The sequence below is a fragment of the Arthrobacter sp. PM3 genome (assembly GCF_003352915.1).
Taxonomy (GTDB): domain Bacteria; phylum Actinomycetota; class Actinomycetes; order Actinomycetales; family Micrococcaceae; genus Arthrobacter.
Map to the genome: position 1 here is coordinate 1,858,463 of NZ_CP022314.1, position 16,942 is coordinate 1,875,404.

Annotated in this window: 20 protein-coding genes and 3 tRNA genes; 16 read left to right on the forward strand and 7 right to left on the reverse strand. The window is 68.6% G+C overall.

The window, feature by feature from the left end; translation table 11 throughout:
• Positions 1-14: 14 nt before the first annotated feature.
• The 5 genes from CFN17_RS08630 to CFN17_RS08650 all read right to left on the reverse strand — a co-directional run bounded on the left by CFN17_RS08630 (position 15) and on the right by CFN17_RS08650 (position 5,042).
• Positions 15-1,496 carry a C40 family peptidase gene (locus tag CFN17_RS08630; protein WP_208750997.1) on the reverse strand — a complete coding sequence of 494 codons (1,482 nt, stop codon included), beginning with the start codon at positions 1,494-1,496 and terminating at the stop codon, positions 15-17.
• Between the two features lie 210 nt (positions 1,497-1,706).
• The gene (locus CFN17_RS08635; RefSeq protein ID WP_208750998.1) at positions 1,707-2,627 is read right to left on the reverse strand and encodes a cation diffusion facilitator family transporter; all 921 of its coding nucleotides are present in this window, start codon (positions 2,625-2,627) and stop codon (positions 1,707-1,709) included.
• A gap of 10 nt (positions 2,628-2,637) precedes the next feature.
• Positions 2,638-3,084, reverse strand: coding sequence for a metallopeptidase family protein (locus CFN17_RS08640; RefSeq protein ID WP_208750999.1), 447 nt, complete (start codon positions 3,082-3,084; stop codon positions 2,638-2,640).
• A gap of 9 nt (positions 3,085-3,093) precedes the next feature.
• Positions 3,094-4,074 (reverse strand): DMT family transporter, encoded by a 981-nt coding sequence (locus tag CFN17_RS08645; protein ID WP_208751000.1) that lies wholly within the window; start codon positions 4,072-4,074, stop codon positions 3,094-3,096.
• A gap of 86 nt (positions 4,075-4,160) precedes the next feature.
• Positions 4,161-5,042 (reverse strand): ArgP/LysG family DNA-binding transcriptional regulator, encoded by an 882-nt coding sequence (locus tag CFN17_RS08650; RefSeq protein WP_208751001.1) that lies wholly within the window; start codon positions 5,040-5,042, stop codon positions 4,161-4,163.
• Positions 5,043-5,110: 68 nt separating this feature from the next.
• Here CFN17_RS08650 and CFN17_RS08655 point away from each other — a divergent pair, with 68 nt between their 5' ends.
• The 16 genes from CFN17_RS08655 (at position 5,111) to CFN17_RS08730 (ending at position 15,054) form a co-directional block, all read left to right on the forward strand.
• Entirely contained in the window at positions 5,111-5,713 is a 603-nt protein-coding gene (locus CFN17_RS08655) for a LysE/ArgO family amino acid transporter (protein ID WP_208751002.1), read from the forward strand.
• 158 nt (positions 5,714-5,871) lie between these two features.
• A tRNA-Glu gene (locus CFN17_RS08660) sits at positions 5,872-5,944 on the forward strand.
• Positions 5,945-6,048: 104 nt separating this feature from the next.
• A tRNA-Asp gene (locus tag CFN17_RS08665) sits at positions 6,049-6,122 on the forward strand.
• A gap of 48 nt (positions 6,123-6,170) precedes the next feature.
• Positions 6,171-6,246: transfer RNA gene (locus CFN17_RS08670), tRNA-Phe, on the forward strand.
• Positions 6,247-6,578: 332 nt separating this feature from the next.
• Positions 6,579-7,034, forward strand: coding sequence for a hypothetical protein (locus tag CFN17_RS08675; protein ID WP_208751003.1), 456 nt, complete (start codon positions 6,579-6,581; stop codon positions 7,032-7,034).
• A 79-nt stretch (positions 7,035-7,113) separates the two neighbouring features.
• Positions 7,114-7,680, forward strand: coding sequence for a hypothetical protein (locus CFN17_RS08680; protein ID WP_208751004.1), 567 nt, complete (start codon positions 7,114-7,116; stop codon positions 7,678-7,680).
• Positions 7,681-7,776: 96 nt separating this feature from the next.
• Positions 7,777-8,331 carry an Asp23/Gls24 family envelope stress response protein gene (locus tag CFN17_RS08685; protein WP_208751005.1) on the forward strand — a complete coding sequence of 185 codons (555 nt, stop codon included), beginning with the start codon at positions 7,777-7,779 and terminating at the stop codon, positions 8,329-8,331.
• Complete coding sequence (locus CFN17_RS08690; RefSeq protein WP_208751006.1) at positions 8,328-8,519, forward strand: hypothetical protein; 192 nt, start codon at positions 8,328-8,330, stop codon at positions 8,517-8,519. Before CFN17_RS08685 ends, CFN17_RS08690 begins: the two co-directional genes overlap by 4 nt.
• Positions 8,516-8,899 carry a hypothetical protein gene (locus CFN17_RS08695; protein ID WP_208751007.1) on the forward strand — a complete coding sequence of 128 codons (384 nt, stop codon included), beginning with the start codon at positions 8,516-8,518 and terminating at the stop codon, positions 8,897-8,899. The genes CFN17_RS08690 and CFN17_RS08695 overlap by 4 nt, the downstream gene beginning before the upstream one ends.
• A gap of 122 nt (positions 8,900-9,021) precedes the next feature.
• Entirely contained in the window at positions 9,022-9,585 is a 564-nt protein-coding gene (locus tag CFN17_RS08700) for a DUF6286 domain-containing protein (protein ID WP_222612683.1), read from the forward strand.
• Positions 9,582-10,193, forward strand: coding sequence for a hypothetical protein (locus tag CFN17_RS08705; RefSeq protein ID WP_208751008.1), 612 nt, complete (start codon positions 9,582-9,584; stop codon positions 10,191-10,193). The genes CFN17_RS08700 and CFN17_RS08705 overlap by 4 nt, the downstream gene beginning before the upstream one ends.
• 168 nt (positions 10,194-10,361) lie before the next feature.
• Entirely contained in the window at positions 10,362-11,645 is a 1,284-nt protein-coding gene (locus CFN17_RS08710; RefSeq protein WP_208751009.1) for an ABC transporter substrate-binding protein, read from the forward strand.
• A gap of 7 nt (positions 11,646-11,652) precedes the next feature.
• Positions 11,653-12,690: a carbohydrate ABC transporter permease gene (locus CFN17_RS08715; RefSeq protein WP_208751010.1), complete on the forward strand. Its 1,038-nt coding sequence runs from the start codon at positions 11,653-11,655 to the stop codon at positions 12,688-12,690.
• Positions 12,687-13,586: a carbohydrate ABC transporter permease gene (locus tag CFN17_RS08720; protein ID WP_208751011.1), complete on the forward strand. Its 900-nt coding sequence runs from the start codon at positions 12,687-12,689 to the stop codon at positions 13,584-13,586. The genes CFN17_RS08715 and CFN17_RS08720 overlap by 4 nt, the downstream gene beginning before the upstream one ends.
• A 26-nt stretch (positions 13,587-13,612) precedes the next feature.
• The gene (locus tag CFN17_RS08725; RefSeq protein ID WP_208751012.1) at positions 13,613-13,888 is read left to right on the forward strand and encodes a hypothetical protein; all 276 of its coding nucleotides are present in this window, start codon (positions 13,613-13,615) and stop codon (positions 13,886-13,888) included.
• A gap of 95 nt (positions 13,889-13,983) precedes the next feature.
• Complete coding sequence (locus tag CFN17_RS08730; protein ID WP_208751013.1) at positions 13,984-15,054, forward strand: LacI family DNA-binding transcriptional regulator; 1,071 nt, start codon at positions 13,984-13,986, stop codon at positions 15,052-15,054.
• Positions 15,055-15,057: 3 nt separating this feature from the next.
• On the opposite strand, the gene CFN17_RS08735 is transcribed toward CFN17_RS08730, so the two are convergent.
• Both CFN17_RS08735 and CFN17_RS08740 read right to left on the reverse strand, forming a co-directional pair.
• Complete coding sequence (locus CFN17_RS08735; RefSeq protein ID WP_208751014.1) at positions 15,058-16,005, reverse strand: hypothetical protein; 948 nt, start codon at positions 16,003-16,005, stop codon at positions 15,058-15,060.
• A 31-nt stretch (positions 16,006-16,036) separates the two neighbouring features.
• Positions 16,037-16,843 carry an exodeoxyribonuclease III gene (locus CFN17_RS08740; protein ID WP_208751015.1) on the reverse strand — a complete coding sequence of 269 codons (807 nt, stop codon included), beginning with the start codon at positions 16,841-16,843 and terminating at the stop codon, positions 16,037-16,039.
• Positions 16,844-16,942 lie beyond the last annotated feature (99 nt).

Genomic DNA, 16,942 nt, shown 5'->3' on the forward strand with positions numbered 1-16,942 from the left:
CGGGGGCCGGCCGCCTAGTAGCGGGCGGCGTAGCCATACAGCTGCATCCCGGACATCGCAGCCAGGCTGGTCACAGTGATGCCGGCATCGGGGTTGAGGGCCTGGACCACGCGGCCGCCGCCAAGGTAGATGGCCACGTGGTAGAAGCCGGGCGCGGAACCCCAGAAGAGCAGATCCCCGGGACGCGCCTGGGACAGCGGGATGTGGGCGGGAGCCTGCGCAAACTGCTGGGAGGCCGTGCGGGGCAGGAACTTCCCGGCGGCCGCAAACGCGTTCTGCACCAGGCCCGAGCAGTCAAACCCGAGAGCGCCGGTGCCGCCGTACTGGTAGAAGTGCGGCGAGCCGGTCTTGCCCAGCGCGACCGAAATGGCCGTCTGGTTTGACCCGCCCGGCACTGGAACCGGGGCCGGCACGGGGACTGGAACAGGCACAGGGACCGGCGCAGGGACCGGAACCGGCGCCGGCGCGGGTTCGGGAGCCGGTGCGGGGGCGGGTTCCGGCGCGGGCGCCGGAGCCGGTTGTGCTTCGGCGGGGGCAGGATCCTGGCGTTGGGGCTGCTGGGCGGCCGGTTCTGATGCAGGCGCACCGCCACCTGCCGGCGCGTCCGCGGCGGGCCGTGAACCGGAGGCAGGCTGCGGACCGGCAGCAGGTTGCGGGGCGGTCCCTGCGGCCGCGGTCAGGGCCGCGAGCCGTTCCTCCTGGCGCTGCCGGTCCAGGGCGTCCACCCGGGCCGATTCCAGTGCCGCCGTGGTGTTCCTGAGGCTTGCCAGCTGGTCCACCAGCGCGGTCCGCTGGGCCTTGGCGTCAGCCACCACCTGGCGCTGGGCCGCTGCGGCCCGGTCGGCATCGTTCTTGCGGGCTTCGGCCGTCGCGGCCGCCTCGTCGGCGGCACGGGTGGCCTCGGCCGCGGCATCGGTCAGCGACTTCGCGGCGGCGGCCGCGGTTTCCGCCGACTGGAACGCCCGGGCACGTCCGGCCGTAACGGCCTCCAGGGTGGCGGCGTCTTCGAGCGGCTGTCCGGTGCCGCTGACAAAACTGCTGAGGGCGGGATTGAGGCCGCCGTTGCGGTACAGATCCCCGGCGAGCTGGCCCAGCTGCTTGCGGGTCTTGGCCTTCTCCGCCGCAGCGGCGGCGGCCTTGGCAGCCGCCACGGCCGCCGCGTCGCGCCGCGTGCCGAGTTCCACCAGGGCCTCGCCGTACGCATTGTTTGCCTGCAGCGACGCGCCAAGGCTGGCTTCCTGTGCCGCCGACGCATCGGCCAGGAGGCCGTCAATCCTGGTGACCTCTGCCGCCGTCGCGCTTTCGCTGGACTTGGCGGCGGCGATCTCCTCCGGCGAGGGGATCTCCGGCGACGCCGGGACCCGGACGGCGGGCGCTTGGGCGCCGCGTTGGGCGGGGGAGGGCGGCGCGGCCTGCGCCGGGAAGGCGAGTGTTCCCAGGAGGACGACGGCGGTGCACAGCACAGCCGCCTTGCGACCGGATCCGGTCCAGCTCATGGGCAACCTCGCTGAAGTCTCAGGCTGGAATGAGCGAGGTCGGATGTTGGCGCGTTAAGTAGAGCCCCTCTGCGGATCACCCAGCAGGCATGAGGCTACGTGCCAAAGACCACTTTGGCAACACGAGTCACACCAATAACATAAACAACATTGGTGTCATTTGGGCGCGCCAGAGCCAGGTGTGTCGGAAGGATGTCCCGGGGGCGCTGCTCAGGCGTGCTGGTGGGCTTCGTGCTCCGAATGCGTGGCCGGCTCCAGCTGGAACGTGCAGTGTTCGGTGTCGAAGTGGGAGCCCAGGCATGTGGTGAGCTTGTCCAGGACCCGGTCGGCGCCGCGGGCGCTGAGCGCCGCATCCTGCACCACCACGTGCGCGGAGAACACCGGGACGCCGGAGGTGATGGTCCAGATGTGGATGTCGTGCACGGACACCACGCCCTCCACCGCCAGGATGTGTTCGCGGATCATCTGGACATCCACGCCCTTGGGCGTCGCCTCAAGGAGCACGTCCACCACGTCGCGCAGCAGGTGCCAGGCCCGGGGCAGGATCATGACGGCGATGAGGATCGACGCGATCGTGTCCGCCGCCTGGAACCCGGTGACCATGATGACCACGGCGGCCGCGATGACGGCGAAGGACCCCAGCAGGTCGCCCAGGACCTCGAGGTAGGCGCCGCGGACGTTGAGGCTTTCCTTTTGGGCGCCGCGCAGTATCAGCAGGGAGACGAGGTTGGCCAGGGCGCCAAGGACGGCGGCAAAAAGCATGACGTCCGTGTGGACCTCCGGGGCTGTGCCGAGCCGGCGGATCGCTTCCGTGAAGATGAACACCGAGATGACCATCAGGACCAGGGCATTGGCCAGCGCCGCCAGGACCTCCGCGCGCTGGTATCCGTAAGTGCGCTGGTCGCTGGCCGGCCGGGCGGCGATCCAGGCGGCCAGCAGGGCGATGAAGACGCCGGCGGCGTCCGAGAGCATGTGCCCGGCGTCGGCGAGCAGTGCCAGGGACCCGGAGACCAGGGCGCCAACCGTCTGCACGAGCACCACGGAGAGGGTGATGGCCAGGACGGCGATCAGGCGCTTGCGGTGCTTGGCGGTGGCGGTGATCCCGTGCGTGTGGCTGTGGTCGTGACCCATGCCTCTAAGGCTAGCCCCAGCCAAGCTCGTGGAGGCGGTCGTCGCTGATGCCGAAGTGGTGGGCGATCTCATGCACCACAGTCACGGAGACTTCCTCGATCACATCCTCGCGCGACGCGCAGATGTCCAGGATGGGCTGGCGGTAGATCGTGATCCGGTCCGGCAGGGAACCGGCATCCCACCAGGAGTCCCGCTCGGTCAGCGGAACCCCTTCATAGAGTCCCAGCAGGACCGTGTCCGGGTCCTCCCCGGGCTGCGGAATGTAGTCGTCTTCGATGAAGATCGCGACATTGCTCATGGTGTTGGCCAGTTCCGGCGGGATCCGGTCGAGGGCGTCGCTGACGGCGGCCTCGAAGTCGGCCTCCGACATCGGAAACGGTCCGGAGCCGCCCTGATGGTCCGCGTCGTCCCCGCCGTCGGGAACGATCGGCAGGCCGGGCGGAAGAGACTCAGGCATAGGGAAACTCTAGCGGGACCGGCGCCGCGTCAGCCCTACGCCCACCAGGCAGATGACGCCGCCCACCAGCCCCCAGACGGTCGGAATCTCGCCCAGCACCAGCCACGAGATCAGGATCGTGGTGCCCGGGACCAGATACGTGGTCGCGGCGAGCCGCCCGGCGTCAATGAGGGAAAGCGCGTAGGCCCACGTGGTGAAGGCGATCGCCGTGGGGAAGACGCCCAGGTACACCAGCCCCAGGGTCGCCGGCAGGGGAGCGGCCTGCAGCTCGGTGGCCAGCTGGCCGGTGAACGGCAGGCAGCAGAGCGCGCCCACCATGATGCCGAACCAGGTGGCCTGCGCCGCCGGGAACTTCCGCAGCACCGGTTTCTGCACGATCACGCTTACCGCGGCCAGCGCGGCCGCCAGCAGGCAAAGCAGCACGCCGGCCACGTCCGCCGTCGACCTTTGGCCGGAGCCAAGGGCGATCATGGCAACTCCGGCGAACGCAATCAGGCTGCCGATGATCAGCCAGCGCGGGAAGCCCTCCTTGAGGATGATCCCGGCCATCACGGCGACCAGGATGGGGTTGACGTTGATCAGCAGGGCGGCGGTGCCGGCGTCGAGCATGTGTTCGGCCGCGTTCAGGGCCACGTTGTAGCCGCCGAACCACATGACGCCGTAGGCCAGGATGGGCCACCACTCACGGCCGCGGGGCAGCCCCCGCAGTTTCGGGAGCACCAGGATGCCCAGCGCGACGGCGGCGACCGCCAGCCGGCCGAGCGTCAGGGCACCGGGGGAGAAGCTCGGACCCACGGCCCGGATGCCGACGAACGCGGACGCCCAGAGCACCACGGTGACGACGACGGCGGCGATGCCGGCTTTGCTGATGCCGGACGGCTGTCCGGGGACGGCCGGTGCGGGTTGCGGGGCGGATGCGGGGGCGGCGTGCGGAGACCCTTCGTGGGGGCCTGCGGACGGGGTGGGGCCGGATGCGGCGGTGGTAGCCATGCTGTCAATCTAACCCTTGCCGCGACCTCCCGGCTGGCGGGAATCGGTCACGTCTAGTCGAGATCCTGCCAACATTCCGAACCTGCTCAGCGCAGGACGCGTGCCGCCGCCTGGATGGCAGCCGCAATGTCCGTCAGCGCCGCCGAGCCACGCCGCCATTGCTGCCAGTACAGCGCGACGTCCACATGGGCGCCCGGCGCCAGCGTCTCGAGCATCCCGCCGTCAAGATCGTCCCCGAGCTCGATCTCCGGCATCATGCCCCAGCCCATGCCGTGCCGGATCGCATCGCCGAATTCCTGGGCGGCCGGCACGTAGTGACGTGGTGCCTGCGCCAGGACGCGGCCGAAGCGGCGCAGCCAGCGGTCCTGCAGGTCGTCCTTGCGGTCGTAGACGATCACCGGCGCGCTGGCCAGGGCTGCCGCGCTCACGCCGGACTCAAACCAGCGGCGGGCAAAGCCGGGCGCGCACACGGGCAGGTAGCGCATGGTGCCCAGCTTGCGGGACGAACAGCCGGGCACGGGCGCCGCCGTCGCTGTGATCGCGGCCGCCGCGGCGCCGGCGCGCAGGAGCTCCAGCGAGTGCTCCTGGTCCTCGCGCAGGATCTCCAGCTGGACGGTGTCGCTGGCGGCCGCCAGCCCGTCCAGTGCCCAGGTGTGCAACGAATCGCTGTTGATCACCAGAGTCAGGCGCGGCCGCCCGGCGGGTTCCTCCGGGCGGAGCTCGTCGGCGAGGTCTGCGGAGAGCAGCTCCAACTGCCGGGCGAACCGCACCACGGCCTGGCCCGCCTCCGTGAGCTCAACCGGCCGGCCCCTGGTCAGGACCGGCCTGCCGACGGCGGTCTCCAGGGCGCGGATCCGCTGGCTGATGGCCGAGGGAGTGACGGACAGGTGCGCGGCCGCGGCGTCAAAGCTCCCGTGCGTGACGATGGCGGCCAGTGTCCGGGCCTGTTCGGGCTGAATGTCGATCATTAGTTCATTTTATGTATCCGCAAATTCTTTAACTGGTTTCATGTGGCGGGGAATCCTACCGTGGAAGGGTGATCCTTCCCCTGTTCTCCGGCCTCTCCGCCGGCCTGTCGCTCATCGTCGCCATCGGCGCGCAGAACGCCTTTGTCCTCCGCCAGGGCATCCGGCGCTCGCACGTCGCCATGGTGGTGGCGGTCTGTGCGGCGTCGGACCTCGTGCTGATCCTGCTCGGCGTCGCCGGCGTCGGCATCCTCATCGACCGCGCGCCCGCCGCCCTCGTCGTCATCCGCTGGGCCGGCGCCGCCTTCCTGCTCGCTTACGGCATGCTTGCGGGCTGGCGTGCGGTGCGGGGGGAGCAGATGGACCATCCGGGCGAGCAGCCGGCGGTTGGCCGGGCCGCCGTGCTGGCGACATGCCTTGCTTTCACCTGGCTGAACCCCCACGTCTACCTCGACACGGTCCTGCTGCTCGGCTCGCTCGCCGCCGCCCAGGGCGAAACCGGCCGCTGGTGGTTTGCCGCCGGGGCCGGGCTGGGGAGTGTCGCCTGGTTCACCGCCCTCGGAGTCGGGGCGCGTTTCCTCACGTCCCTGTTCCGGCGGAAAACGGCCTGGCGGGTGCTCGACGCCGGCATCGCCGTCGTCATGGTCGCCCTGGCCGTGCTCCTTCTGACGTGATCGGGAGCGGTATTCCGGGCCCTCCGGGCCGATTTTGGAATATCCGGAGGTAGGCCCTATAGTTTTATAGGTCCAGTTCGGAGGAACCCGAAAGGGCAAAGACGAAAGGCTTCGGCCCTTAATTTTTGTCCGGAAGAGTTCAGTCGGATTGCGTTCTGGCCCCCATCGTCTAGCGGCCTAGGACACCGCCCTTTCACGGCGGCGGCACGGGTTCGAATCCCGTTGGGGGTACGCAAGGAAGTGGTCAAACCGGCTGGAAAAGTCTGGTAGGCTAAAAGCCTTGAAAAACCGCGGTAGCGATACCGCGAACAGCAAGAAACATGCAGTACACGCAAGGCCCTGTAGCGCAGTTGGTTAGCGCGCCGCCCTGTCACGGCGGAGGTCGCGGGTTCAAGTCCCGTCAGGGTCGCTCTGATTGCCAGAAGAAATTCCGGCTGTCATGGTGACACGTCACCTAGGCTCTGTAGCTCAGTTGGTAGAGCGTTCGACTGAAAATCGAAAGGTCACCGGATCGACGCCGGTCGGAGCCACCACTGGGAAGCATCAGTTCGAACGCGAACTGGTGCTTTTCTCCTTTAACTTTCAACCCGGGCCCGGGGCATCGTCCCGTGGATGCGGTCCGGGGGCACTTTGACACGGACACGCCGAGAAAATTGGCTCCAAGGGGCCGGTTTGGCGTTCAAAGACGCCCCGTTCGGCGAGCGGCGGCGATCGGGTTGGAGCAACCGACGCCGGCGGGGTTCCCGGGTTGGGGCCCGACGCGCGGGCCGGGCTAGACTCGCAGGCTGGGGAAAGAACGCCAAGGCCGCCGGCAGCCCCCTCCGGGCGGGCGGCGCAATCTCAACCGAAAAGTGATTCTGCAGACGTGACTTCAAAGAATATTGCCCGAGCCCTGACCGCGACCGCCCTCTTCACCTCCCTGGCCCTCGCCGGGTGCTCGGCACCGCAGGCCGCAAGCGCGCCGTCGTCCGCGGCCGCCCCAGCGGAAGCCTCCGCCGCCACCCCAAGCCCCAGCGAAACCTCCGGGCCGTTCGGCGGCTTCGACAGCGCCGCCGAGGCCTGCAGCACCATCAGGGAGCAGGCCACCGGCGCCACCCTGCTGCCGATGTCGGCTGCCCAGGGCAAGACGGCGGAACTGGAACAGGCCAAAGCCGACCTCGCGGCGACCGCGGACCGCGCCCCGGACAGCCTGAAGGCCGACTTCGCCCACCTTAAGGACGTGGCGATCGCAGGCATCACCGACCAGACGGTCTTCTCCAGCGGCAAGCTCCAGGCCGCCATGGCGCCGGTCACGAATTGGCTCGCCACCAACTGCAAATAGCCCTCCCGGCCCTATCCGGCCGAGGGGTTCCGGCAGTACCCTGTGCCTGCCGGAACACCTCGGATCCCGGAGGGCAGCCATGCGAGAGAAGACACGCCAGCATCGTGGCGCCGCCCGGGCAGCCGTCCGGCCGCCCGTGGCCAGGGCAACCGCGGCCCCGGCCCTGATCCTGCTGCTGGGCCTCATTCCGGCCCTGACCGGCTGCTCCGGGTCTGCCGGGCCGGCGCCGTCCTCCATTTCGCCGTTCTCAACGTCACCGTCATCCCCGGCGGCCGCCGCACCCACTCAGGCCACCCCGTCCGCAAGCTACTCCGGCACAGCCTCCGCCGGGCCCGACGCGTCGGCCGGAGGCGGGCTGGGCGGGTTCGGCAGTGTCGTTGAGGCCTGTGCCGCTGTGAGTGCCACCGTGTTGTCCGTGATGGCGCTGCCGATCGCGGCGGCCGCCGGGCAGGACGCGGCCGTGGCGGAAAGGGCGCGGTCCGCCCTGGAGCAGCTGCAGGACAAGGTGCCGCCCGAGCTCAAGGACCCCATCGACAAGCTGAAATCCATCGCCGAAGCCGCCGGGCCGGACTACACAAAGTTCAACGCCGAAGAGTTTGACCAAGCGATCGCCCCCATCGACGCCTGGCTGCAGTCCCACTGCTGACCCGACTTCACGGGCCAGGGTGGCCCGTATGGTCCCGAACGGGCGCGTTGCGGGGGCAGGGACTAGGGTTGTGTCAAAGAGAAGGGGGAGCGCTTCATGGAATACCAGAATTCTCAACCCGCTGCGGGTCCCGCGGCCGGCCCGGGGCCCGGACCTGGACCCGGCCTTGTGACCGGTCCCGCGGCGAGTCCCGTGGCCCGTCCCGCGGACGGGCTGCACGCCCACGTGGCCGCACCACCCGCAACCGCCCCGGCCGGCAGCGGCCGCACGGTCATTTCCGAAGCCGCCATCGCCAAGGTAGCGGGCATCGCCGCCCGCTCGGTACCGGGCGTCTACTCGCTGGGAACCGGCCCCTCGCGGGCGCTGGGGGCCATCCGCGACGCCGTCGGCAGCGTCGATCACGCGGCCGGAGTCCACGTGGAGGTCGGCGAAACGCAGGTCGCCGTGGATATCGACCTCGTCGCGGTCTACGGCACCGCCTTGCACGCCCTCGCGGAGCAGATCCGCGCCGCGGTCTATGCCGCCGTCGAGGAACTCGTCGGACTTGAAGTGATCGAGGTAAACATCGAGATCAACGACGTCTACGTGCCCGGCCCCGCCAAAACCGCCACACCCGGCGACGGGCGGCCCGCAAAGGAGGCAATCCAATGAACCTGACGGTAGTGGGAATCGCAGCTGGCGCCTTCGTGGCGTTCATGTCCTTCCAGTTCGGTGCCTGGGGCTTCCTCGGCGCCCTGTTCTTCATGGGCATCGGTGCGCTCCTGGGCCGGGCCGCGGAGGGGAAACTGGACCTGCGCAGCGTGTTTGACGCCCTCACCGGCCGGCGTTCCTCCTCATGAGCGTCACGGCCGGGGTTCCGGTCCGCCGTGACGCGATGGCCGGGCACACCCGCATCAGCACGCAGGCCCTGACAAGCGTGGCGCGGGCTGCCGCGGGCGAGGCACTCGGCGTGCCAGCGCAGGACGTGCGCGCGCAGTGGTCTGACGACGCCGGCCTGCTGGCCCTCTCGCTGGTCACCCCCGTCGCCATCCCGCCCCTCACGGAAGTTCTCCGGGACCCGGCACGGGTGGCGGGTTTCGGCGGGTCCATCTGGGACCGTGCCGTCACGGCCAAGGCCGAGATCCTGCACCGGGTCACCGATCTGACCGGGGCACAGCTGAGCCGCGTGGATGTCCGGATCAGCGGGGCCATCGTCCACGGCGGAGGTCGGGTACGGTGAGCCAGGATACGTGGAACCCCAGTGCCGCTCCCGGCCCGTCCGACGGGAGTCCGCTCGACGGCGGTGCAGTGCCGCCCGGCGCGGTACCGCCGGAGGCACCGCCGGATTCCGGCTCGGCCGGGATGGCGCGGATCCTCCGGCGGGAGACACATTCATCCAGGGCCGTCGTGTCCGTGATCGCCGCCGCCCTGATCATGCTGGTGTTCGGCTACGCCTTGCTGGAGACCGCGGTCCGGGCGATCGGACAGCCGCCATGGCTGGTGGATCCGCAGACCGCGGCCGAGCGGGTCGTCGCCCTCCCGGCCGGTGTCACGCCGCTTCTGCTCGGCGTCTCGGGCGCGGTGGTGGCCGCGGCCGGAGTGTTCTTCTTCCTCAACGCAGTCCTACCGGGACGGCGGGCCCGCCACCTGCTCCCGGACCGCCGGGCCGCCGTCGTGGTGGACGACGAGGTGATGGCCGCGGCCCTGGCCCGCCGGGCACGGCTGGCCGCCAATGTGACCCAGGGCCAGGTGATGGTGGTGGTGTCGCGGAACCGGGTGGTGGTCAATGTCCGGCCGACCTCCGGTGTGCCGCTGCGCCCGGACGCAGTCCTGGAGGCCGTGCGCAGGGAGCTGCAGGATATGGGTCCCACGCCCACTCCGGACGTGCGGATCAACGTTGCCACGGCAGGGGTGGTGGGAGCATGACCAGCACTCCCCGGGTGCTCAACCGCATCCTGATCGGCCTCCTCGGCCTCGCACTGATCGCCATCGGCGTCCTCCTGATACTGCTGGCGACCGTCCCCGCCGTCGGTGTCTGGTGGCACATCTGGGCAGGCGGGGTGCTGAGCTACTGGCTCGATCTGTTTGAGCGGACGCAGTATCCGGGCCGGCCGGGCAGCTGGCTGTGGCTGGTGATCTGCCTCGCGCAGGTGCTGGTTCTTGCCTTGATGGTCGCGTGGATTGCACAGCAAGGCAAAGGCCGGACCAGCCTGATCGTCACGGAGGAGGACCCCGGCGGCGTGCCGGGCACCATCGGGATCGGCGGCGGTGTGCCGGAGCAGGCCTTGCGTGCGGCCCTTGCCGACCGGCCGGACCTGGCCGGCGTCACTGTGGCCACCTATGAGGTCCGCGGGGAACCTGCCCTGAAAATCCGGGTGGAGCCGCGCCAGGGCGTCGCCCCGCATGCGCTCGCCGCCGAAATCTCCGCGCTCGTGGAGGCCCTCGACGTCGTCATCGGCAAACGCACCCCGGTCCTGATCCATATCGGGTCCGGAACACGGTCGCGGTTCGGCCGGGCCGAACGCGTCCGCTAGACGCAACCGGAGGGCGGCCGCGCCGGCCGTTTAATAAGCCAACTGTCTAATTTGTGTAAAGATTTGATGTAAGCGCTTGCATTCCTCGCTGCATGTTGGCTACTGTGATGGGCGACACACCAACTGTATGGCCGTTTTTCACCGGTACTCAGCGAGGAGCACTCCAGTATGAAAACCCGCAACTTCCTACTTCCCGTCGCCACAGCAGGCATTTTGGCCCTCACCCTTTCGGCCTGTGGCGGCGGAGGTGGCGGCACCACCGGCGGCGGCGACGCCGCTTCGCAGGGCCTCGATGGCCGTGGCCCGATCACGTATGTCCAGGGCAAGGACAACAGCAACGTGGTCCGCCCGCTGATTGAGAAGTGGAACGCCGCGCACCCGAACGAGAAGGTCACCTTCAAGGAGCAGACGGACCAGGCCGATCAGCAGCACGATGATCTCGTCCAGCACTTCCAGGCCAAGGACGCCGGTTACGACGTGGCCAGTGTTGACGTTGTCTGGACCGCCGAATTCGCCGCCAAGGGCTGGCTGCAGCCGCTGAAGGACAAGGCCGCGCTCGACACCTCGGCCATGCTCAAGCCGACCGTTGACGCCGCCTCCTACAAGGGCACGCTGTACGCGGCGCCGGTCTCCTCCGACGGCGGCATCCTGTACTACCGCAAGGATCTGGTGCCGACGCCCCCGAAGACCTGGGACGAGATGATGGGCATGTGCTCGGTNGCNAAGGCCAACAACATGGGCTGCTACTCGGGCCAGTTCAAGAAGTACGAGGGCCTGACGGTCAACGCGTCCGAGGCGATCAACTCCGCCGGCGGCGCCGTGCTGGATGCCAACGGCAAGCCCAGCCTGCTGACCGCGGAAGCGAAGGCCGGCCTGGCGAATCTGACCAAGGCCTACGCCGACGGCAGCATCCCGAAGGAGGCGATCACGTTCCAGGAGGAGGAGAGCCGCCAGGCGTTCCAGGACGGCAAGCTGCTGTTCCTGCGCAACTGGCCCTACGTGTACAACCTGGCCACCACTGAGGGTTCCTCGAAGGTCAAGGACGTCCTGGGCATGACCGCCCTGCCGGGCAAGGACGGCCCGGGCGCCTCGTCCCTGGGCGGGCACAGCGCCGCGATCAGCGTGTACTCGAAGAACAAGGCCACGGCGCTGGACTTCCTGAAGTTCCTCACTTCGGAAGAGAACCAGAAGTTCTTCGCCACGCAGGGTTCCCTCGCTCCGGTGCTCGGGAAGCTCTACGATGACCAGGAGCTCGTCGCCAAGCTGCCGTACCTGCCGGTGCTGAAGACCTCGATCGCGAACGCGGTCCCGCGTCCGGTCACACCGTTCTACCCGGCCGTGACCAAGGCCATCCAGGAAAACGCCTACTCCGCCATCAAGGGTGAGAAGACCGTAGACGCGGCCCTGTCCGACATGCAGAAGTCCATCGAGTCCGCCAGCGCGGGACAGTAGGTCAATCATGGCAACCGAACTGGGCCCGACGTCGGTCAAGGCACCGGCGTCGGGCGGGGCCCCGATCCACCACGGCCCCAAGGGTGTGGGTGAGGACAACCGCATCGCGACGCAGGGGCGCTGGGCAGCCTGGCTGCTGGCGCCGACCATCATCGCCTTGTCCGTGGTGATCGTCTACCCGATCATCACCGCCGTGGTGATGTCGTTCCAGAAGGACGCCGGGCTGGACCCGGCCACGGGTCTGTTCGTCGAAGGCGGTCCGGCCGGCTTCTCGAACTATTACAACTGGCTGTTCCAGCAGTGCCCGGCCCCGGANGGCGGAACCGTNGACTGCCCGCCCGGCACCCTGGGCGCGCAGTTCTGGTCCGCCACCGGCACCACTTTCTTCTTCACCATCGTGACCGTGGGCCTGGAAACGGTCCTCGGGTTCTGGATGGCCGTCATCATGGCACGGGCCTTCCGGGGCCGCAGCCTGGTCCGCGCCGCCGTNCTGGTNCCGTGGGCCATCCCCACCGCCGTGACCGCCAAGCTGTGGCTGTTCATCTTCGCCTTCGAAGGCATCGGCAACAAGCTNTTCAACACCACCATCCTNTGGACCGGCAGCGANTGGCCGGCCCGGTGGGCGGTCATCATCGCCGACGTCTGGAANACCACGCCGTTCATGGCGCTGCTGATCCTCGCCGGCCTGCAGATGATCCCCGCNGANGTNTACGAGGCGGCCAAGGTCGATGGNGCCACGGCCTGGCAGCGGTTCCGGATGATCACCCTGCCGCTGGTCAAGCCGGCCCTGATGGTCGCNATCCTGTTCCGCACCCTGGACGCGCTGCGCATGTTCGACCTGCCCTACATCCTCACCGGCGGGGCGAACAACACCACCACGCTTTCCATCCTGGTCATCAACCAGATCAGGCAGGGCTTCAACGCGGCCGCGGCCCTGTCCACCATCACATTCATCATCATCTTCCTGGTCGCTTTCATCTTCGTCCGCTTCCTNGGAGCGAACGTCGTGGAGCANCAGACCGGGACAGGTAAGGGGAAGAAATGACCGCCGCAACGAGCGCCGCGACCGAACTCCGCGCCGCACAGGACCGGGGGCGCCAGGCGGCCCGGAACCGCGAAAAGTGGGCCCACGCCCGCACCTACCTCAGNGCGGCCGTGATCCTCATCTGGTGTCTGGCCCCGGCCTACTGGATGGTCGTGACCGCGTTCCGCGACGTCGGCTACACCTACGACACCACCCTGGTCCCGACCCACATCACGCTGGACAACTTCAANACAGCCTTCGACACCTCGTTCGGCAACCACTTCGGCCAGGCCCTGCTCAACAGCCTCTTCATCGGCACCGTCGTGACCCTGGTGTCGCTGCTGATCGGCGTGTTCGCCGCGTACGCGCTGGCCCGGCTGAACTTCCGGTTCAAGTACCTCGTGCTCGGCTTCATCCTGGGAGCCTCGATGTTCCCCGGCGTCGCCCTCATCACGCCGCTGTTCCAGCTCTTCACGAACATCGGCTGGATGGGCACCTACCAGGCCCTGATCATCCCGAACATCTCGTTCGTGCTNCCGCTGACCGTCTACACCATGACCTCCTTCTTCCGCGAAATGCCGTGGGAGCTGGAAGAATCGGCCCGGGTGGACGGCTGCACCCAGGGGCAGGCGTTCCGGCGGGTCATCATGCCGCTGGCCGCGCCGGCCATCTTCACCACGGCCATCCTGGCGTTCATCTCCTCCTGGAATGAATTCCTCATCGCCAGCCAGCTCTCCTCCGACGCCACCCAGCCGGTCACCGTGGCCATCGCCAGCTTCGCCGGCGCCCAGCCCAACCAGATCCCGTACACCGCGATCATGGCCGCGGGCACCATCGTGACCATCCCGCTGGTCATCCTGGTCCTGGTGTTCCAGCGCAAGATCGTCGCGGGCCTCACCGCCGGCGCCGTCAAATGACGGCCCCGGCCAGGGAAGACGGCGCCATGACCGGGCAGGTCAACAACAACAACGACAACGACAACCAGGGCCACGTGCCGGCTTCGCGCCGGAAGGTGCGTTCGGGCGAGGACTTCGACATCATCATCGGGTTCATCGGCTTCTGGGCTATGGTGCTGTTGATCATCACCGTGTGGATGGAAGTCACCGCCCAGGACGCCCTCGGCTGGGCCCTCGGGCTCCTGGCAGCACTGCTGGCCCTCTACGGCATGATCAGGCTGCGCCGCAGACTGCCTGGCCGCACCGCCACCCGGCGCCGCTAGGCAGCCGCAGGCAGGACGATTGAACTGCCGCGGGAAGGCGGGACGCAGCATGCCTGCGGCCGGCCTTCCCGCGGACCATCAGCAAGGGGACAGACGTGGCACGGACATCCGAAAGGGCGCAGCGGGGCGGCCACTCCGGCGTCAGCATTGAGGACGTCGCCGCTGCGGCCGGGGTTTCCACGGCCACCGTTTCCCGGGCCGTCCGGGGACTGCCCCGCGTGTCCCCGGCGACGCGGGAGAAAATCCTCGCGATTGCCGAGAACCTTGGATACGTCGCGTCGTCGTCGGCGTCCGGCCTGGCGACGGGCCGGACCAAGACCATCGGCGTGCTGGCCCCGTTCGTCAGCCGCTGGTTCTTCTCCAAGGCCATCGAGGGCGCGGACCGTGAACTGCATGCCCGCCAGTACAACCTCTCGCTCTTCAACCTCGGCGGCCACGGCAGCCACCGTGAACGGCTCTTCAGCAAGACCATGGTCTATAAGCAGATCGACGCCCTGCTGGTGCTCTGTATGGCGCTGACCCATGAGGAGATCGATCACCTCCAGAAGATCGATATTCCGCTGGTGGTCGTGGGCGGCCATGTCGAGGAGTGCCCCTACATCGGCATCGACGACTACGCCGCGGCCGCCACGGCGGTCCGCCACCTGATCGGCCTGGGCCACACGGACATCGCCCTGCTGCACGGCGACGACGAAACCGACCTGAATTTCGACGTCCCCCGGGTCCGGATCCAGGCGTTCCAGGACATCATGCGGGAAGCCGGGTTGCCCGTCCGGCCCGAATGGGACGAGTGGGGCGACTTCACCGTGCGCAGCGGCCAGGAAGCGTTCCGCCGCCTCTGGTCCGCGAACGGCTCCAAGCCCACGGCAATCTTCTGCGCTTCGGACGAAATGGCCATGGGCGTCATTTTCGAAGCCAACGCGGCCGGAGTGCGGGTACCGGAGGACCTGTCGGTGATCGGCATCGACGACCACGACTTCGCCGACGCCATGGGTCTCACCACGGTCGGGCAGCGCCCGGACGAACAGGCCGAGCTCGGCACCAGGATGCTGCTTGACGAGCTCGACGGCATCGCCGGCTCCGTGCAGTCCGCGGTCGCACCGCACCGGCTGATTGTGCGCAGGACGACGGCGCCGCCGGGCCGTGCAGCCGCCCGGCCCGCGTAGCGCTTAGGAGGCGCGGGCCAACTGCCGGATCGGCACCCAACGGGAGGCCAGCCGGCGGTAGGCCGCGGCAGCCCCGGTCATGTCGCCTTCGGCCAGGCATTCGATGCCCAGGCGCACGTCCAGCGGTGAATCGTCGGGGTAGACCTTGTCCGCTACCGCGCCGTAGTCGAGTTCCACGACGGAATCGGGGTGGAAGAGTTCGAGCCACTCCGCGAGCTGGGTCAGGTCCTCGAGCATGTCCAGATCGGGTGCGGCGATGGCCAGGTGCGCCACCGCGTAGCTCACGCGCTCGAGCGCCTTGCCGATACCGGCCCGGATGCGGACCGTAACGATGTGGCCCTCGGATTCGACGACGTCGGTGGGGTCCGATTCCTGGAACAGGCAGAACCAGCTGAACGGAATGCCCCACGTGGACGCCCGGGTGTGGACCCGGCTCACGCCGTCCTGGGCCCGCACCTCATCGATGCGTTCCTGGTGCTTGTCCCGCTGTTCTTCCGGGATCAGGAGCTGGGCCAGCGGCCCGTGAATGCCCTCCATCAGCGCGTTGGCGGCCAGCCCCGCCCGCAGCACCAACTGGCTGGGGCAGTACAGCAGCCGGTCGGCGCCCGCGGCGGCAGCACCGGCACCGGCGGAACCTGTGCCGGACTCCGCGGAGCCGGTGGTCCCGGCGCCATCGTGTCCAGCGCCTCCCGGCGCCAGTTTGGCCGCGGCCGGGACCACGCGCACCAGGTCCGTCCGGCCGGTGGGGAACGGGTCGCCGTCGGAGCGGGTGATGCGGCCCAGGGATGCCAGCAGCTCGGCATTTTCCACGGCCGCGCGGGACGCCTGCCGTGCGCCGGCTGCCTTCAGGGATTCCTGCTGCGCCTCCGGGAACGCCCCGAGGGGTTCGTAGATCCGGAGCGCGGAGGAGAACGGCAGCCCGACCTGGCCGCGGTAAATGTTCCCCGTCATGGGATCACGACGTTTCCCTGGGCGGCAGTCATCAGTCCGCCAGTTCCGCAATCACCGGGGCGTGGTCCGAGGCGCCCTTGCCCTTGCGCTCCTCGCGGTCGATCATCGCGCCGGTCACCCGCGCGGCCAGCGCCGGGGAGGCGAGAATGAAATCGATCCGCATTCCTTCCTTCTTCGGGAAGCGGAGCTGCGTGTAATCCCAGTAGGTGTAGACGCCAGGACCCGGGGTGTGCGGGCGGACGACGTCCTGGAAGCCGGCCTCTTCGAAGGCATGGAAGGCGGCGCGCTCGGGCTCGCTGACGTGGGTCAGGCCCTCGGAGCGGAAGTAGTCGATGTCCCAGACGTCCTCGTCCTGGGGCGCGATATTGAAATCGCCCATCAGTGCGATCTGCGCCTGCGGGTCTTCCTTGACCCAGCTGCCGGCGTGGGTCTTCAGGGTGTCGAGCCAGCTGAGTTTGTACGGCATATGCTCATCGTCCAGGGCCCGGCCATTGGGGACGTAGAGGCTCCAGACCCGGATGCCGCCGCAGGTGGCGCCGATGGCCCGGGCCTCCTGCACCGCGTCCTTACCATTCTTGCCGAACACGGGCTGGTCCAGGAAGGTGCGTTCGACGTCGTCGAGCCCCACCCGGGAAGCGATCGCCACCCCGTTCCACTGGCTCAGTCCGAAGTGGGCCACCTCGTAGCCCATGTTTTCGAACAGCTCCCACGGGAAGTTCTCGTCCTTGCACTTCGTTTCCTGAATGGCCAGGACGTCACAGTCGGTGCGCTGAAGCCAGGCCTCCACGCGGTCGGCGCGGGCGCGGAGCGAGTTCACATTCCAGGTAGCAATCTTCACAGTCCCTAACTTACCGAACTTGGCCACCAGGCGAAGCGGCAGCCGCCTCCCGGTCCTCTGGAAATTAGTAGGAAGTCCGAGTATATTCGGCTGGAGAGA

What these genes read in the sequence shown, in the direction of transcription:
- CFN17_RS08695 (WP_208751007.1), top strand. Translation starts at nt 8,516, where the DNA reads ATGAGCGTCACGGCCGGGGTTCCGGTCCGCCGTGACGCGATGGCCGGG.
- CFN17_RS08680 (WP_208751004.1), top strand. Translation starts at nt 7,114, where the DNA reads ATGCGAGAGAAGACACGCCAGCATCGTGGCGCCGCCCGGGCAGCCGTC.
- CFN17_RS08635 (WP_208750998.1), bottom strand. Translation starts at nt 2,627, where the DNA reads ATGGGTCACGACCACAGCCACACGCACGGGATCACCGCCACCGCCAAG.
- CFN17_RS08630 (WP_208750997.1), bottom strand. Translation starts at nt 1,496, where the DNA reads ATGAGCTGGACCGGATCCGGTCGCAAGGCGGCTGTGCTGTGCACCGCC.
- CFN17_RS08700 (WP_222612683.1), top strand. Translation starts at nt 9,022, where the DNA reads ATGGCGCGGATCCTCCGGCGGGAGACACATTCATCCAGGGCCGTCGTG.
- CFN17_RS08725 (WP_208751012.1), top strand. Translation starts at nt 13,613, where the DNA reads ATGACCGGGCAGGTCAACAACAACAACGACAACGACAACCAGGGCCAC.
- CFN17_RS08650 (WP_208751001.1), bottom strand. Translation starts at nt 5,042, where the DNA reads ATGATCGACATTCAGCCCGAACAGGCCCGGACACTGGCCGCCATCGTC.
- CFN17_RS08685 (WP_208751005.1), top strand. Translation starts at nt 7,777, where the DNA reads ATGGAATACCAGAATTCTCAACCCGCTGCGGGTCCCGCGGCCGGCCCG.
- CFN17_RS08690 (WP_208751006.1), top strand. Translation starts at nt 8,328, where the DNA reads ATGAACCTGACGGTAGTGGGAATCGCAGCTGGCGCCTTCGTGGCGTTC.
- CFN17_RS08640 (WP_208750999.1), bottom strand. Translation starts at nt 3,084, where the DNA reads ATGCCTGAGTCTCTTCCGCCCGGCCTGCCGATCGTTCCCGACGGCGGG.
- CFN17_RS08705 (WP_208751008.1), top strand. Translation starts at nt 9,582, where the DNA reads ATGACCAGCACTCCCCGGGTGCTCAACCGCATCCTGATCGGCCTCCTC.
- CFN17_RS08735 (WP_208751014.1), bottom strand. Translation starts at nt 16,005, where the DNA reads ATGACGGGGAACATTTACCGCGGCCAGGTCGGGCTGCCGTTCTCCTCC.
- CFN17_RS08645 (WP_208751000.1), bottom strand. Translation starts at nt 4,074, where the DNA reads ATGGCTACCACCGCCGCATCCGGCCCCACCCCGTCCGCAGGCCCCCAC.